The following is a 15185-nucleotide window of genomic DNA, read 5'->3' as shown; positions in this document are numbered from 1 at the left end:
CCATTATCGACTTACAGTCCCTCTCACGATGTCCTTTGGGCAGCGTTTCCTCCCTGTAAAACTCGAGCCGCTCGGGCATTCCCCGAGCGGCTTTTTTCTTGCGTGTCCCGTCTTCCCCGGCGGGAGGCGCCCGCCGACATCCGGCCCGCATCAGCTGACCTTGGCCTCGTATTTCGCCATCAGGTCGGACAAGGTCGCGATGAGATGATCGGCGAGTACCGGCTTGGCCAGAAGGGGAACCTGCCTCAGCTTGTCGCTGATGTCATCCAGCCTTGAATAGCCGGAGCAGAACAGGAAGGGGACGCCGAGTGCCTGAAGCCGCTCGGCCACCGGGAAAACCGTCCGGCCGAAAAGGTTGACGTCCAGCACGGCGACGTCGGGAACGGTTTCACCCAGGAGTTCCAGGGCGTCTTCGACCCGCCCCACCGGCCCGAGCACGGCGAGGCCGGCATCGAGCAGGACCTGTTCCATGGCGAGCGCCGTCAGCGCCTCGTCCTCCACGACGAGGACGCGCGCGCCCGGACCGGCCCGCTTCGCCGCCGCCCCTTGATCGACGGCTTCGCTCATCGGCTCGGCGGCTGCCGCGACCGAGAAGCAGTCAGCGGGCAGCGCGATCCGGCAGCACAGTCCCGCCGGGTTCCAGTCGAGGACCAGTTCGCCACCCAGCTGGCTCTCCACCGTCTGCCGAAGGACCATCGAGCCGAAACCCGCGCGCTCGGGCGGCGCCACGGGAGGGCCGCCGGTCTCCCTCCAATCCAGGACAAGGCCTCCCTCCTGCCCCTCCATCCGCCACGTCAGTTCCAGGCGGCCGGCGGGAGCCGACAGGGCACCGTATTTGGCGGCGTTGGTGGACAGTTCGTGCAGGCACATGGCCACGGCCTGGGCGGCTTCCGCAGCGATCGACACGGCGGGTCCCTGGACGGCGATCCGGCCGACGCTGGCGAACGGGGCCAGTTCATCGACGATCAGGGCTGCGAGGTCGGCACCGGACCAGCGGCTGGCGGCCAACAGGGTGTGGGCACGGGCCATGGCCGCAAGGCGGCCCTCGATCGCGGCCGTGAAGTCCGCAGGGTCCTCGGCACGCGTCAGATGCAGGATCGACTGCACGACGGCCAGGACATTCTTGGCGCGATGGTCGACCTCGCGCATCAGCAGGTGAAGCCGGGCTTCGTTCTCCTTGCGCTCGGTCAGGTCCACCGCCATGGTGACGACCAGCCGGCGCCCGTCGATGTCCCGGCCGATCGGCGCCGAGCGGAAACTCCAGGTCCGGCGCGATCCGTCGGCCGTCCGCACCACGTTCTCCCTCTCGTCGATCGGGCAGTCCTGTTGAAACAGGGACCGTACCCGGGCCATGACCGGATCGGCGCCATCGCCGTAGGCGAGACGGGTCCAGCCGGCCATGGTCCGGAGATCCTCGGCGGCGTAGCCGGTGATCGACAGCCATGCCCGGCTGAGATGTACGACGGTTCCATCCTCCGCATGGACCATGACCGGGAACGGGGCATTCTCCACCGCGCGCCGGAGCCTGGCCTCGCTGTCCCGCAGGGTATCCGCGCCGCGCCGCTCGGCATCGATGTCCACTATGGTCACGACGATCCCGGTGACGGTTCCGTCGGGATCGCGGATCGGTGCGCTGGTGATCCGCAACCAGGCTATCGAACCGTCGTCCCGAGGGCTCAGGGCGGTCAGCTCTGCCGGCTCGCCGGTTGCCATGGTGATGGCGAGCGGCTGGTCGTCGGCGGCGATTTCCCGGCCGTTCTCGTCATAGCCCTTCCAGCGCTCCAGCAGCCAGACGTCGGGGTTCTCCGGGATCCTGCATCCCGTGATCCGCTCCGCCTGGCGGTTCCCGACCAGGGTCCGCCCGGACGGGACCTCCACCAGCAGGAGCCCGACCGGCACATGCTCGACCACGGTCTTGAACCGCATGCGCTCGCTCAGGAGCGCCTGCTGGGCCGCCTTGCGGTCCGTGACGTCCTGCAACGTGCCGATCACCCTGATCGCCTTGCGGTCACCGCGCTCCCCCTCGAAGACGACATGCGACTGGGCGTTGATCCAGCGGGTCTGTCCGTCCGGCCGCACGATGCGGTAGTCGATCGACCAGAAGCCCGTCCCGCCCGGGTCCAGCCCGCGTTCGACCGCCACCGCGACGCGGCCCCTGTCCTCCGGGTGGATCAGGCGGAAGGCCTGTTCGCAGACGATCGATCCGGAGCAGTGGAATCCGTGGATCGCGTGGCTCTCCGGCGACCAGAACAGCAGGCCGTTCGCGACATCCCAGTCGTAAGTGCCGAACCGCGCGGCATGTGCCGCCAATCGGAGGCGCTTCTCGCTTTCGTGCATCGCGGCTTCCGCCGCCTTCTGGGCGGATATGTCGCGGGAATGCACCAGCAGGCCGCCGTCCGGCCGGGGCAGCACGAGGTAGGATTTCCAGCGCTTGAGGATCGGGGAGACTCCGACGAACTCCCGCGCCTTGCCGTCGCGCATGACCTGGATGCAGCTGTCGTGGAGCCCCGACCCCTCGGCCTGGGGGAAGACATCGAGGAACGGCCGACCTATCAGCTGGCCCCGAGGCCTGCCGATCTGTTCCAGCGCCTTGCGGTTCAGATAGGTGAACCTGAAATGGCGATCCACCGCATAGAAGGCGTCGCCGACGCTTTCCAGTATTTCGGACGTTTGCCCAAGCACCTGCTCGTCGATGAGCATGCGGCCCATCCGGCAACGCATGACGGCGAACAGCATGGCCGGCATCGCCGCGAAGAAGGCGGTCAGCACTGCCGACAGGTCGAGTATCACGCCCGCCTGGACCGCGTTGGCAACCAAGGAAATCGCCAGACTGCACTCAAGAGTCCAGAGGAGCCTGATCCTTTTCATGCATTCCATAACTGGTTATGTTATCCGGGACAGGGAGGTTATGTTCCGGCCGCGCTTCGATCGATATCATGGAATGCTTAGGGTTACTACCTGAGTAAAAAGATAGAACGGTCGTTCCTGTCCGTAATGGAATAGTTTCCCTGTCAATATTAAGAAACCTCAGGAAGGTGATCTGCCCTATACTGGCCACGATCCCGCGCGGACGGAACCAGGGACAGGCGAAGTCGGATGCGCAGGCGCGACGCTTCGTCGATGAAGCCGCGATGTCTGCTTGTCCGGATGAGCCCGGCGTGTGTTACAAGGCTCTTCCAAGGTGACGGCCGGGAGCCGCTCGAAAAAAGGAAAGCTGATCTAGATGACCGAGGACAGGCGGCCGACATCCACCGGTGGCGCGACCTTCTGGGCCGACGCGCTCCATCACTTCGATGCCGTCCGCCGCTGGCGCGGCCTCGCCATGGACGGCATGGGCCTTGGGCCCCAGGAGAGCGCGTACGGGATCGTGATGGAGGAACCCGGGGTCCGCCTGCGGCGGTACGACCCCCTGCCCGCCTCCGGTCCCGCCGTCCTGATCGTTCCCGCGCCCATCAAGCGCGGCTACATCTGGGACCTGCTGCCCCATGTCAGCGTCGTCCGGCGGCTGGCGGCCGAAGGCTTCCGGGTCTACATGACGGAATGGACCGAGCCCGGCGAGGCCGAGCGCGACTTCGATCTGGCCGACTATGCCGACCGCCTGATCGGAAAATGCGTTTCCGCCGTCTCCAGGGACGCCGGGAGCGCGCGGGTGTTCCTGGCGGGGCATTCGCTCGGCGGCACTTTGGCGACCCTGTTCGCCAGCATGCATGCCGACCGCGTGCGCGGTCTGGTCGTCGTGGAAGCGCCGCTCCATTTCGGGGAGGACGGCGGCGCGCTGGCCAGGATGGTCGCCGAGGCGCCGCCGGCCGCGACGCTGCGCGAGGCCTTCGGCAACATCCCGGGAAGCTTCCTCAATCTCGTCTCGGTGCGGGCGTCCCCGCGTGAGTTCAACTGGCAGCGTCGGGTGGACATGATCGCGAGCCTCGCCGACCCCAGGGCCCTGAAGACCCATCTGGCGGTGGAACGGTGGACGCTGGACGAGTTCCCCATCGCCGGGCGGTTCTTCGAGGATCTGATCGAACGGCTCTATCGAGACAACCAGTTCTCGCGCGGCCTGCTCGCGATCGGCGGCCGGGCGGCGCTGCCGTCGGGACTGGCGGCGCCGCTGCTCGCCGTCATCGGCAAGGGCAGCGAGATCATTCCGCCCGGCTCCATGCTTCCGGTGATTGACGCCTCGCCCGCGGACCGGAAGCTGGTGCTCGACTATGCGGGCGACGTCGGCGTGGCGCTCCAGCATGTCGGCCCCCTGATCGGCCGGGCGGCGCACGAACACCTCTGGCCCGAGATCACGCGCTGGATGTGGGAAATCGTCCGTTCGGAGGAGCCCGGCCGGTCGGCCTGAGCGTCGGTCGGAATGACGCACCCCATGACTGCCACTGCCGCCAAAGAAGGCTTTATGGTAAATCTTTTCAGGGAGGATCGCGCTCGTCCCGTGTTGACTCTGGCAACGCCAGGCGCCGCACCCGCCCGGCTTCAGGATCCAGGGAGAAGCAGATGAGTGGTTCCCGCAGCGGCAAGGATGAACCTACCTTCGCGAACGACATCGACACACCCGAGACGCCCTCCATCGAGACGACTCCGGGCGTCCTCCCGCAGAAGCCCATACCGGGCGAAGCTCCGTCGCGAGAGCAGGCCGACCGCAGCCGCTCCACGGCGGCGGCCCGCTAGGTCCCGGACCAACAGACCAGAACCTGCCAAAGCCGGCTCGTCCGGCGTCAGAATTAGGGGGGAACCAGCATGGCGACCATGAAGAGCGATGAAACCAGGCGCAAACGGCCGCCGGCTGCGAAGCGGGCCGTCGAAGCTTCGGAGAGCCCGGGCCGGCCGGCCCCCGAACAAACCTCCCAAGGTCAGGCGCCCCAGGGCTCGGGCCGGCAGGACGATGCCGGACAGCCGGCCGGCATGGGCATTCCGACGCCGGAGGCGGCCCTCGGCCTCTGGATGTCGTGGATGTCCCAGAATGTCGGCGGCATGGGCAACATGATGGGTGCCCCCGCGACCGGCGGCGACGGCGCCCAGCCCTGGTGGGCGATGAATGCCGATGCGCTGTCCGGGACGCTGCTGGCCAGCGGGGTGGAGCAGTTCCAGCGGTTCGTGGCATCGGACCCGATGCTGGCCTCGATCGACAAGGTGTGGAACGCCAACCCGCTCCGGGAGGTGATCCCGGTGGACTGGGCCGAGGCCGTCCGCGCCCTGCGCATCGTCTGGCTCCGGTCGCTCCGCGACCCGGCGAAGACCCTGACGCGGTCGGCCGAGTTGAACATGCAGATCTGGACCTCGGCGGTCGAGGCCTGGAACGCGGCGGGTGCGCGCTGGTGGGGCGTCGCGTCGGGCGCGCCGGCCGGCGGGGACAAGCGATTCGACGCGCCTGAATGGCATTCGAACCCGGTCTACCGGACCCTGAAGGAGATGTACCTGCTCGCCTCCGACTTCCTGCTGCGCCAGGGGCTGGAGGACAACGACATGGACCCGCAGGAGCGCGAGCGCATCACGTTCCACCTGCGCCAGTTCGTCGACGCGATGAGCCCCAGCCTGCTGCTGCTGTCGAACCCGGTGGCGTTGCGCCGCGCGATGGAGACGGGCGGCGCCAGCCTTGCAGACGGCGCCCGTAACCTGCTTCACGACCTGCGCGAGGGCCGGCTCAGCATGGTCGACGCCACCGCCTTCGAGCCGGGGCGCAACCTTGCGGTCACCAAGGGCAAGGTCGTCTACCGGAACCGGCTGATCGAGCTGATCCAGTACAGCCCGACCACGGAGCAGGTCCAGGAAGTCCCCATCCTGTTCATGCCGCCGTGGATCAACAAGTTCTACATCCTCGACATGCAGCCCAAGAACAGCATGGTGAAGTACCTGGTCGACCAGGGCTTTACCGTGTTCATGGTCAGCTGGAAGAACCCGGATGCCTCGATGGAGGACATCACCTTCGAGGACTACATGAACCTGGGCCCGCTCGCCGCGGCCGACGTGGTCCGCGACATCACCGGGAGCAAGACCGTCAATCCTGTGGGCTACTGCATCGGCGGCACCCTGCTGGCGATGACGCTGTCCTATCTGGCCGACAAGGGCGACAAGCGGTTCGGGACCGCGACCTTCATGGTGTCCATGCAGGACTTCAGCCGCGTCGGCGACACGGCCTTCTTCATGGACGAGCCGCAGATCGACTTCATCGAGCAGCAGATGATGGAGCGGGGCTATCTCGACAGCCGAGAGATGGCGAACATGTTCAACCTGCTCCGCTCGAACGACCTGATCTGGAGCAACGTCGTCAACAACTATCTGCTCGGCGGCAAGCCTCCGGCGTTCGACCTGCTCTACTGGAACAGCGACGGAACCCGCATGGCGCGCGCCGCCCACAGCTGGTACCTGCGCAACACCTATGTCGAGAACAACCTGATCAAGCCGGGCAAGATCCAACTGGGCGGCGTGCCGATCGACCTGGGCCGGATCAAGCTCGACATCTATGCGGTCGGAGCGGAGAAGGACCACATCGTGCCCTGGAACTCGGCCTGGCGGATCACCCAGCTGACCGGAGGCAAGGTGCGGTTCGTCATGGCGACCAGCGGCCATATCGCCGGCATCATCAACCATCCGGCCGGCAAGAAGGGCAGCTACTGGGTGCTTGAAGGGGAGAAGCCGGCGGAAAGCCCCGAGAAGTGGCTGGAGGCCGCCGAGCGGAACGACGGCAGCTGGTGGACCGACTGGAACCGCTGGCTGGTCGCCCATTCCGGCAGCAAGGTGGCGCCCCCGCCGGTCGGCAACGCCAACCACCCGGCTCTGTGCGACGCTCCCGGTACCTACGTGCTGGAGAAGTGACGGCATCCCGGGGCCGGCCCTCGCGCCGGCCCCGGAGCGCCGTTCAGACCTCCTCCGGGAAACAGCCGGCACGTGCCGCCGCCACGGCGACCTGCGTCCGGTTCTTCACCCCGAGCTTCTGCATGATGGCGCGGACATGAACCTTCACCGTTCCTTCCAGAACGCCCAGCGACCGTGCGATCTCCTTGTTGGAGTGGCCGGCCAGCAGGAGCTGGAAGACGTCCCTCTGCCGATCGGTCAGCCGGTCCAGCATGTGGTTGGTCGGACGGTCCGGCTCGGCCGTGGCCGCGCTGACCAGCACCGTGCGCGGCATCGGAACATAGGTTTCCCCGGACAGGACCAGCAGGATCGCGTGTTCGAGCAGGGCCGAAGATCCCGATTTGAGGAGGTAGCCCTTGGCCCCGGCGCGTACGCTGTCGATCACGTCGGCGCTTTCGTCGGAGGCCGAGATCACGATCAGCGGTACGCCGTCGAGCGCCTCGATCATGCGGCGCACGTTGGACAAGCCGTCGTCGCTGTCCAGGTGGAGGTCGAAGAGGACCAGCGACAGATCCTCCGTACGTCGTACGATCGACAAGGCCGCGTCCAGGGAGTTCGCTTCGAAGACCTCCGCTTCGGGGAACAGTTCGAGGACCGAAAGAGCGAAGCCATGCAGAACGAGGGCGTGATCGTCAACGATCAGCACTTTCAATCGATCGCCGGTCATTGTACCAGATCACGTCTGCAGTTGGGCAAATTGGTTCGAAAAGAAACCTTTTCAGGTCGGACTGTGGGTTGCTGCAGTGCAACCGTCTGGCTGGCGTCCATGGATACTCCCCCTCGCAAGGATTCACGAAGCCTGATCCGGCTCGATCAAACGTCTCTTTTTAGTTGCCCCCTACGATCACCGGATTAGGATTGCGTCTTTGGACTTGTAAGTATCCTATAGCACTGCACTACATAATTCATGTAGGTTTTTGTTAACGATGACCTCAACTACTCCTTTTGACGAAAACAGCCGAAGAACCTGATCTAACTTCAAACAATGCGGACTGAGCCGCCAGATCGGAGAGCCCGATGACGACCAACTGCGAAGTCATGCTTGTCGACAGCGACCGTCTTTTTTGCGCCGCGTTGGCAGCTCTGCTGGAAACGACCGCATTCCGCATTTCCGCGGAATTCTCGACGCTCGCCGATGCCAGCAACGCCGTTCGCCAGGGGCGGCGGCCGGACCTGATCCTGCTCAACCTGCAGAGCGGCAACGCCGAGGAACTGGGTCAGCTCAAGCTTCTGCGCACGACCGCCGCGCAAGCGCGCATCGTCGTCCTCGCGTCGGAACTGACCTCCCAGATTCTCAGCGGCGCGCTGCAGAGCGGTGCCGACGGTTGCCTGAACAAGACGATGTCCTGCGAAGCCCTTCAGCGGTCCCTGCATCTCGTCATGCTGGGGGAGGCCGTTTTCCCGCGCAGCATAGCCGATCTGCTGATCAGCAACGCGCTGGAAGAAGTCGCCCTGCCCCCTTCGGCCGCCCTGCCCTCGCTCGGCAACGAACTTTCCAAGAGGGAGATCGAGATCCTTCGCTGCCTGCTGGGCGGCCAGTCGAACAAGGCCATCGCGCGCAACTTGAATATCACCGAGTCGACGGTGAAGATGCATTTCAAGAACGTGATGCGAAAGATTCGTGCTCAGAACCGCACCCAGGCAGCCGTCTGGGCGATCCAGCACGGCATCTCACCCCGACTTTCAGCCTAGGCAGGCCGGCCAGGGATCTCGAATTCACATATCCTTAAGCAATCCTCACCTTCGACTGTGTTGCAAGTGCGAACCCATTGGGAGCACCATCCGGGTATAAGGCTCACGGAGCGTTCTGTCTTCACAAGGCGGAACGCCTCCGGTGCTGCTCCAGGGGAGGGGGTACGTCGCCATGCAACGGGTTCTCGATCATTTGCGCAAGGGCTTGGGGAAGCGCCACGCGGGGACTCCGCGCAGGTGTGACGACCCGCAGGCGCTGCGTTTCCACGCCATGGGCCGCAACGGCAACTGGCCGGTCGTCATGACCGTCGACGAGCCATGCCTGGATCGGGCGGACGATGTCCTGGACATCGTGTCCACGCTGCCCCTGACCGTCAGCCGGCGCCAGCGTGCCGCTGTCGGGGAATTGGTCGCGTGCCTGAACGCACTGGCCGACGACGGGCGCTTCGAGGGGCCGGACGTTTCCGGACGTGTCCATTGCCGGGGCCTGCATCGCATCCCGGCCGATGCCGTTCCCAGTAGCCTGCGCCTGCTGGTGGAGCGTCATATCGCCCTGGTCGATCGCCACCTTCCGAGCTTCTTCGCGGTCGTCGCGGGCGGCCAGACCCCCACCGAGGCGGTCAGCCAGCTCGAAAGGATGCGCCGCTTCGCCTGAAGCCGCCTTTGATCGCCCGCCCCGCGGACCGGGCTGCGGGGTGTCGATACTCGTTGCTCACGCGGCTTTCCGCAGTTCCGACCGGGCGGCTCTGACGGCCGCGCCGGCATCCTCGAAGACGCGGCCTTCCAATCCAGCCATCCGCGCGTCGGACGCATGGAAGGTGACGCGGCTGCCATAGGCCACGACGACACCGACCGCATCGTCGTCCAACTCTATGATGTAGCTTTCCCGCTTTACCATTCCTGACATGTCTCTACCGGTTGCTTTCGGATGACCAGTCTGACGGCGCAGTGTGACAGTTTCCACCGGGGCGCCGGAGATCGTTGGTTGGCCTGAAAGTTCGCGCGTCCCGCATAATCCTTGACGTGCCGGACCGCCGGGCCTGTATAACGAAACGGGTGGCGCCGGCCGGACGCCCGAACCCAACGAACCGAGCCCTGCCCATGCAAGAAGCCCGACGCGTCCCGAACCGGGTCATGGAAGACCTTCCCGACCCTGGCACCGCGCGGCAAGTCGTTCCCGGCGTCCTGTGGGTACGGATGCCCCTTCCGTTCGCGCTGAACCACATCAATGTCTGGCTTCTGGAGGGCGAGGACGGCTGGACGATCGTCGACACGGGCATCCGCAGTACCAGGACGAAGGATTATTGGGAGCGGATCTTCCGGGAGTCGCTGGACGCCAAGCCGGTGGTGCGCATCATCGCGACCCACTTCCACCCGGACCATGTCGGCCTGGCGGGATGGCTGGTCGACCGATGGCAGGCCGAGTTCTGTGCAAGCCTGACTGAGTGGCTGTTCGGCCGGATGCTCAGCCTGGAAAGCCCGGAAGCCATGGTCCGCACCAGCCTTGCCTTCTATCGTCGCGCCGGGCTGGACGAAGCGGCGCTGGCGATCATGGCGGAGCGCGGAAATTCCTATGCCAAGGGCGTCACGCCCCTGCCCGCCCGGCTGCGCCGCCTGAGGGCGGGCGACCGGCTGCCGATCGGCGGGACCGACTGGCACGTGATCACGGGCGGCGGTCATACGCCGGAACATGTCTGCCTGCACTGCCCCGACCGGGGCATTTTCATCGCGGGCGACCAGGTGTTGCCGCGGATCAGTCCCAACATCAGCGTCTGGGCATCCGAGCCGGACGCCGATCCGCTGGACGATTTCCTCCGCACCCTGGACCGGCTTAGGAGCCTGCCGGACGACCTTCTGGTCCTGCCGTCGCACGATACGCCCTTCACCGGCCTGCATGCCCGGCTGGACGCCCTGGCCACCCATCATCGCGAGCGGCTGGAGGAGGTCGTGAAAGCCTGCGCGGAGCCGAGCACCGTCGCCCAGGTGACCCGCGTGATGTTCAACCGCCCGCTCGACCCGCACCAGCTGGTGTTCGCCGTCGGCGAGGCGCTGGCGCATCTCAACCATCTCGCCGCCCGGGGGCGGCTGATCCGGCGGACGGACGGGAACGGCGTGCTCCGCTTCTCGCGTCCCTGATCCCGCAGGGATCGCCGGCCGGCGCCCGCATTTCCTTGACAGCGGGGGCGGCAAGACAGCATCTTCGGTTTAGATCGATCCAAAAGACCAACCGAAGCAGGGATCGGCCGGACCGGGAGGAGGCGGGGGAAGCGAGATGCCGGATATCCATGAAGCCGCGAGCCGGGGCCGCATCACCCTGCTGGACGTCGCCCGCCATGCCGGCGTGTCCCGCTCGACCGTCTCGCTGGTGCTGCGGGAGAGCCCGCTGGTCGCCGACGACACCAGGCGGCTGGTCCGCGCGTCGATGGATGCACTGGGCTACGTCTACAACCGGGGCGCCGCCAACATGCGGGCGTCGCGCACCAAGACCGTCGGCCTGGTCGTCTGCGAGATCACCAATCCCTTCTTCGCCGAGCTCACCGCCGGGGTGGACCATGTCCTCGACGCCGCCGGCCTCGCGCCTTTCCTCGCCAACACGAACGAACAGGTCGAGCGCCAGGACCGTTTCCTTCTGCGCATGCGCGAGCAGAACGTCGACGGGGTGATCATCTGCCCCGCCGCGGGCAGCACGGCGGACCTGCTGGAGCGGATGCGCCAGTGGGGCATGCCGTGCATCCAGGCGCTCCGCCACGTCTCCTCCCGGACGGGCGATTACGCCGGCTCGGACTACGAGTTGGGCATGGAGCTGGTCACCGAGCACCTGATCCGGCTGGGCCACGGCCGCATCGCCTTCATCGGCGGCGACCGGGCGCACTCCGCGCTCACGGCGCGGCGGGCAGGCTTCGCCACGGCGATGCGCCGCCACGGCTTGGCACCCGACCTGATCCTGAAGACTCCGCTGACCCGGCGCGCCGGGGCCGAGGCGATCGGCGACCTGCTGGCACGGCGGGACCCGCCGACCGCGGCCGTCTGCTTCAACGACATCGTGGCGTTCGGCGTGATGCTGGGGTTGTCCGACCGGGGAAAGCTGGCCGGCCGGGATTTCGCAGTGACCGGGTTCGACGACGTCCAGGAGGCGGCGCTGAGCCGGCCCGGCCTGACGACGGTGGCGACCCAGCCATTCCAGATCGGGGAGGAGGCGGCGCGGCTGCTGCTCCGCCGCATCGCCGACCCCAACGGCCCGCCGGAGCGGGTCATCCTGCCGACCCGGCTGATCGTGCGGGAGACTTGCGGCGCGGCTCGCCGCCCCGAGCGGCGTGGCCCGGTAAGCTGAAGCATTCTTTACCAAACCCTGCCCGGGCGGGTATTGCTGGGCAGGGCCCCGGGTATGGGCGCCACTGGCATGGACGGAGAAAAGCATGGTTCGGGTCGCCTGCATCGGCGAATGCATGATCGAGTTGTCGGAGCGTGCCGACGGAACCCTGTCGCGCAGCTTCGGTGGCGACACCCTCAACACCGCCCTCTACATGGCCCGCCTCGGCGTCGAGGTCGATTACGTCACCGCGCTGGGCGATGACGGGTGGAGCGAGGAGATGGTCACGGCCTGGACCGGGGAGGGTATCGGGACCGGCCGGGTGGTCCGCATGGCGGGCCGTCTTCCGGGGCTCTACGTCATCCAAACCGACCCGAAGGGCGAGCGGCGTTTCCAGTACTGGCGCGACCGCGCGGCGGCACGCGACCTGTTCGACCAGCCGGACACCCCGGCCTTGGTCGAGGCGCTGGCCCGCGACTACGGGCTCCTCTATCTCTCCGGCATCACCCTTTCACTCTATGGCGAGGCCGGGCGCCAGCGCCTGTTCGAGGCGATCGACCGCGCCCGCGCCGGCGGCGCCCGTCTCGCCTTCGACACCAATTTCCGGCCCCGCGGCTGGCCCGAGCCCGAGGTGGCGCGCCGGGCCTATCGCCAGACCCTGGATCGCTCCGACATCGTGCTGGCGTCGACCGAGGATCTCGACCTGCTGTATGGCGGCCGCGGCGAGGAAACCCTGATGGAAGGCGGCAGGCCGAAGGAACTGGCACTCAAGCTGGCCCGCCCCTCCTGCCGGGTGATGAGGGACGGAACCGACAGCGTGGTCGACGCGGCCCCGGTGGAGAATGTCCTGGACACCACCGCGGCCGGCGACAGCTTCGCCGCCGCCTATCTGGCGGCCCGGCTGAAGGGCGCCGATCCCGAGGCGGCGGCACGGGCCGGCCACAGGCTGGCCGGCGTGGTCGTCCAGCACCGCGGCGCCATCATCCCACGGGCGGCGATGCCCGCGACCGTGTTCGAAACCTGAAAAACCGAAGGACTGACAAGCGTGACCGAAACAGACCTGTCCGCAGCCGCCGACCTGCTGCTCGACGCCCGGCGCACCGGCGCGTGGCTGACGGAACTTCCCGAATCCGCGCGGCCCCGTACCCTGGAGGAGGCCTACGCGATCCAGGACCTGCTCGTCCGCCGCAAGGGCGGGGTGGCCGGCTGGAAGGTCGGGGCGCCGTCTCCCACCGCGGAGCCGATCCGCGGAGCCATCGCGTCCGACACCATCCACGAGAGCCCGGCCCGGCTTCCCGCCTCGGGCTTCAACGTGATCGGCGCCGAGGCCGAACTGGTCTACCGCTTCGCCTTTCCCCTGCCCCTCCGGGACAAGCCCTACGATCTCGAGGAAGTGCTGGCGGCCGTCGGCTCGGTCCATGCGGCGATCGAGATCGCCGACACGCGCTACAAGGTGTGGAAGTCGGTGGACCAGTTCAGCCAGATCGCGGACCAGACCAGCCACGGCGTCCTCGTCGTCGGCACCGGCACGACCGACTGGCGCGGCATCGAGCCGGTCAACGAACCGGTCACGCTGTGGGTCGACGACCGGCGGGAGTTCGAGACGATCGGCGGCAACTCGGCGGGAGACCCCCGGCGCATGCTGCTGTGGCTCGCCAATGTCGGTTCGCGCGGCCGGGGCGGCATCAAGGCCGGAGACCAGGTGACCTCCGGCTCGACCTGCGGGACCATCTTTGTGAAGGCACCCTGCCGGCTGACCGCGGAGTTTCCCGGAGTGGGCAAGGCCGTACTCGATATCGTCTAAAAATTTCCTCGGCAGGAATTGGAGAAACAGCTTGCGTATTTAGATCGATCCAATTATGATTCTGTTCAGAAAATGGATCATCCATACAGAACAATAATAACAGACTTGGATCGATGCAAGCTGTGCGGCCTCCGTCCTGCTGAGCGACGGCTGGCCCGGCCCTTCTTGGGAGGAGTGCCTTGGATTACCAGTTCCAATTCGGCGACGTGTTCGCCTCATCCGAAGAGTTGCTGGCCGGCGCCTGGCTGACCATCCAGCTCTCCGGGTCGGCCATGCTGATCGGCCTCGCGGTCGCCGTGGCCTGCGCCCTGGTCAAGACCTCGGGACCGAAACCGGCTCGCTGGCTGGTCAACGGGTACGTGGAGGTGATCCGCAACACCCCGTTCCTGGTGCAGATCTTCCTGATCTTCTTCGGCCTGCCGAGCCTCGGCCTGCGCCTGTCGCCCTACGAGGCGGCGCTGGTGGCGATGGTCGTCAATGTCGGCGCCTACGCGACCGAGATCATCCGCGCCGGAATCGAATCGATCCAAAAAGGCCAGGTCGAGGCCGGGATGGCCCTCGGCCTGAGCAAGCTCCAGGTTTTCCGCCATGTGGTGCTGATCCCGGCGCTGCGGGCGGTCTATCCCGCGCTGACCAGCCAGTTCATCCTGCTGATGCTGACCTCGAGCGTCGTCTCCGCCATCTCGGCGGAGGAACTGACCTCGGTCGCCAACGACATACAGTCCCAGACCTTCCGCAGCTTCGAGATCTACATCGTCGTGACGGTCATGTACTTGGTGATGTCCCTGATGTTCTCGGCGCTGTTCGCCGGCATCTACCGTGCCGTCTTCTCCTACGCCGACCGCCGCTGACAGAGGAGCGCACGAGACATGATCCGTCCCTTCGAGTTCAACGAGTTCCTATTCCTCCTGACCGCGGTGCAATGGACGCTGGCCCTGTCGGCCTTGGCATTCCTCGGCGGCTCGATCGCCGGCCTCTGCATCGCGCTGGCCCGGACCTCGACCGTCAAGCCGCTCCGCTACGCCGCCGGCGGCTATATCCAGGTCTTCCAGGGAACGCCGCTGCTGATGCAGCTCTTCCTGGTGTTCTTCGGTGCCAACGTGCTCGGCTTCGACATCAATCCCTGGATCGCGGCGGCCCTCGGCCTGACGCTGAACGCCGGCGCGTTCCTGGGCGAGATCTGGCGCGGCTGCATCGAGGCAGTGCCGAAAGGGCAGTGGGAGGCCGCGACCGCCCTGGGCCTTCGCTACGCCGGCAGGATGCGCTACGTGGTCCTGCCCCAGGCCCTGAAGATCGCCATTCCGCCGACCGTCGGCTTCCTGGTCCAGCTGATCAAGAGCACGTCGCTGACCGCGATCATCGGCTTCACCGAACTGACCCGCGCCGGCCAGATCATCAACAACGCCACCTTCAAGCCCTTCCTGGTCTTCGGCATCGTGGCGGCGCTGTACTTCGTCATGTGCTGGCCGCTGTCCCTGCTGAGCGGACATCTGGAACGGCGTTTCGCCGCCCCCGCCCGCTGAGCGG

14 protein-coding genes are annotated in these 15185 nt (G+C 66.6%); 11 read left to right on the top strand and 3 right to left on the bottom strand.

Annotation, left to right across the window (positions count from 1 at the left end):
- Positions 1–150: 150 nt before the first annotated feature.
- Positions 151–2817 carry a PAS domain S-box protein gene (locus JL101_RS11850; RefSeq protein WP_203095246.1) on the bottom strand — a complete coding sequence of 889 codons (2667 nt, stop codon included), beginning with the start codon at positions 2815–2817 and terminating at the stop codon, positions 151–153.
- A gap of 406 nt (positions 2818–3223) precedes the next feature.
- Here JL101_RS11850 and JL101_RS11845 point away from each other — a divergent pair, with 406 nt between their 5' ends.
- The 3 genes from JL101_RS11845 (at position 3224) to JL101_RS11835 (ending at position 6813) form a co-directional block, all read left to right on the top strand.
- A complete protein-coding gene (locus tag JL101_RS11845) occupies positions 3224–4342 on the top strand; it encodes an alpha/beta fold hydrolase (protein WP_203095245.1) in 1119 nt (372 codons plus the stop codon).
- Positions 4343–4494: 152 nt separating this feature from the next.
- Positions 4495–4668, top strand: coding sequence for a hypothetical protein (locus JL101_RS11840; RefSeq protein ID WP_203095244.1), 174 nt, complete (start codon positions 4495–4497; stop codon positions 4666–4668).
- 69 nt (positions 4669–4737) lie between these two features.
- Positions 4738–6813 carry a PHA/PHB synthase family protein gene (locus tag JL101_RS11835; protein ID WP_203095243.1) on the top strand — a complete coding sequence of 692 codons (2076 nt, stop codon included), beginning with the start codon at positions 4738–4740 and terminating at the stop codon, positions 6811–6813.
- Positions 6814–6856: 43 nt separating this feature from the next.
- On the opposite strand, the gene JL101_RS11830 is transcribed toward JL101_RS11835, so the two are convergent.
- A complete protein-coding gene (locus JL101_RS11830; protein WP_203095242.1) occupies positions 6857–7519 on the bottom strand; it encodes a LuxR C-terminal-related transcriptional regulator in 663 nt (220 codons plus the stop codon).
- Between the two features lie 350 nt (positions 7520–7869).
- Here JL101_RS11830 and JL101_RS11825 point away from each other — a divergent pair, with 350 nt between their 5' ends.
- Positions 7870–8544 carry a LuxR C-terminal-related transcriptional regulator gene (locus tag JL101_RS11825; protein ID WP_203095241.1) on the top strand — a complete coding sequence of 225 codons (675 nt, stop codon included), beginning with the start codon at positions 7870–7872 and terminating at the stop codon, positions 8542–8544.
- A 172-nt stretch (positions 8545–8716) separates the two neighbouring features.
- Positions 8717–9199, top strand: a complete 483-nt coding sequence (locus JL101_RS11820) for a type III secretion system chaperone family protein (protein ID WP_203095240.1) — start codon at positions 8717–8719, stop codon at positions 9197–9199.
- A gap of 57 nt (positions 9200–9256) precedes the next feature.
- Here JL101_RS11820 and JL101_RS11815 read toward each other — a convergent pair whose 3' ends face one another.
- The gene (locus JL101_RS11815) at positions 9257–9451 is read right to left on the bottom strand and encodes a hypothetical protein (RefSeq protein WP_203095239.1); all 195 of its coding nucleotides are present in this window, start codon (positions 9449–9451) and stop codon (positions 9257–9259) included.
- Positions 9452–9645: 194 nt separating this feature from the next.
- On the opposite strand from JL101_RS11815, the gene JL101_RS11810 reads away from it, so the two are divergent.
- The 6 genes from JL101_RS11810 to JL101_RS11785 all read left to right on the top strand — a co-directional run bounded on the left by JL101_RS11810 (position 9646) and on the right by JL101_RS11785 (position 15181).
- On the top strand, positions 9646–10680 hold the full coding sequence (locus JL101_RS11810; RefSeq protein ID WP_228435417.1) for an MBL fold metallo-hydrolase: 1035 nt from the start codon (positions 9646–9648) through the stop codon (positions 10678–10680).
- Positions 10681–10816: 136 nt separating this feature from the next.
- The gene (locus JL101_RS11805) at positions 10817–11875 is read left to right on the top strand and encodes a LacI family DNA-binding transcriptional regulator (RefSeq protein WP_203095237.1); all 1059 of its coding nucleotides are present in this window, start codon (positions 10817–10819) and stop codon (positions 11873–11875) included.
- 85 nt (positions 11876–11960) lie between these two features.
- Positions 11961–12878 (top strand): sugar kinase, encoded by a 918-nt coding sequence (locus tag JL101_RS11800; protein ID WP_203095236.1) that lies wholly within the window; start codon positions 11961–11963, stop codon positions 12876–12878.
- 21 nt (positions 12879–12899) lie between these two features.
- A complete protein-coding gene (locus JL101_RS11795; protein WP_228435416.1) occupies positions 12900–13658 on the top strand; it encodes a 2-keto-4-pentenoate hydratase in 759 nt (252 codons plus the stop codon).
- A 179-nt stretch (positions 13659–13837) separates the two neighbouring features.
- Positions 13838–14509, top strand: coding sequence for an amino acid ABC transporter permease (locus JL101_RS11790; RefSeq protein ID WP_203095235.1), 672 nt, complete (start codon positions 13838–13840; stop codon positions 14507–14509).
- A gap of 18 nt (positions 14510–14527) precedes the next feature.
- Positions 14528–15181 (top strand): amino acid ABC transporter permease, encoded by a 654-nt coding sequence (locus JL101_RS11785; protein WP_203095234.1) that lies wholly within the window; start codon positions 14528–14530, stop codon positions 15179–15181.
- The last annotated feature ends 4 nt before the right edge of the window (positions 15182–15185 follow it).

The organism is Skermanella rosea (assembly GCF_016806835.2).
Classification (GTDB): Bacteria; Pseudomonadota; Alphaproteobacteria; order Azospirillales; family Azospirillaceae; genus Skermanella; species Skermanella rosea.
Note: the sequence above shows the minus strand (reverse complement) of the source record. Positions and strands in the feature narration are given on the sequence as shown.

What these genes read in the sequence shown, in the direction of transcription:
- JL101_RS11845 (WP_203095245.1), top strand. Translation starts at nt 3,224, where the DNA reads ATGACCGAGGACAGGCGGCCGACATCCACCGGTGGCGCGACCTTCTGG.
- JL101_RS11840 (WP_203095244.1), top strand. Translation starts at nt 4,495, where the DNA reads ATGAGTGGTTCCCGCAGCGGCAAGGATGAACCTACCTTCGCGAACGAC.
- JL101_RS11835 (WP_203095243.1), top strand. Translation starts at nt 4,738, where the DNA reads ATGGCGACCATGAAGAGCGATGAAACCAGGCGCAAACGGCCGCCGGCT.
- JL101_RS11830 (WP_203095242.1), bottom strand. Translation starts at nt 7,519, where the DNA reads ATGACCGGCGATCGATTGAAAGTGCTGATCGTTGACGATCACGCCCTC.
- JL101_RS11825 (WP_203095241.1), top strand. Translation starts at nt 7,870, where the DNA reads ATGACGACCAACTGCGAAGTCATGCTTGTCGACAGCGACCGTCTTTTT.
- JL101_RS11820 (WP_203095240.1), top strand. Translation starts at nt 8,717, where the DNA reads ATGCAACGGGTTCTCGATCATTTGCGCAAGGGCTTGGGGAAGCGCCAC.
- JL101_RS11815 (WP_203095239.1), bottom strand. Translation starts at nt 9,451, where the DNA reads ATGTCAGGAATGGTAAAGCGGGAAAGCTACATCATAGAGTTGGACGAC.
- JL101_RS11810 (WP_228435417.1), top strand. Translation starts at nt 9,646, where the DNA reads ATGCAAGAAGCCCGACGCGTCCCGAACCGGGTCATGGAAGACCTTCCC.
- JL101_RS11805 (WP_203095237.1), top strand. Translation starts at nt 10,817, where the DNA reads ATGCCGGATATCCATGAAGCCGCGAGCCGGGGCCGCATCACCCTGCTG.
- JL101_RS11800 (WP_203095236.1), top strand. Translation starts at nt 11,961, where the DNA reads ATGGTTCGGGTCGCCTGCATCGGCGAATGCATGATCGAGTTGTCGGAG.
- JL101_RS11785 (WP_203095234.1), top strand. Translation starts at nt 14,528, where the DNA reads ATGATCCGTCCCTTCGAGTTCAACGAGTTCCTATTCCTCCTGACCGCG.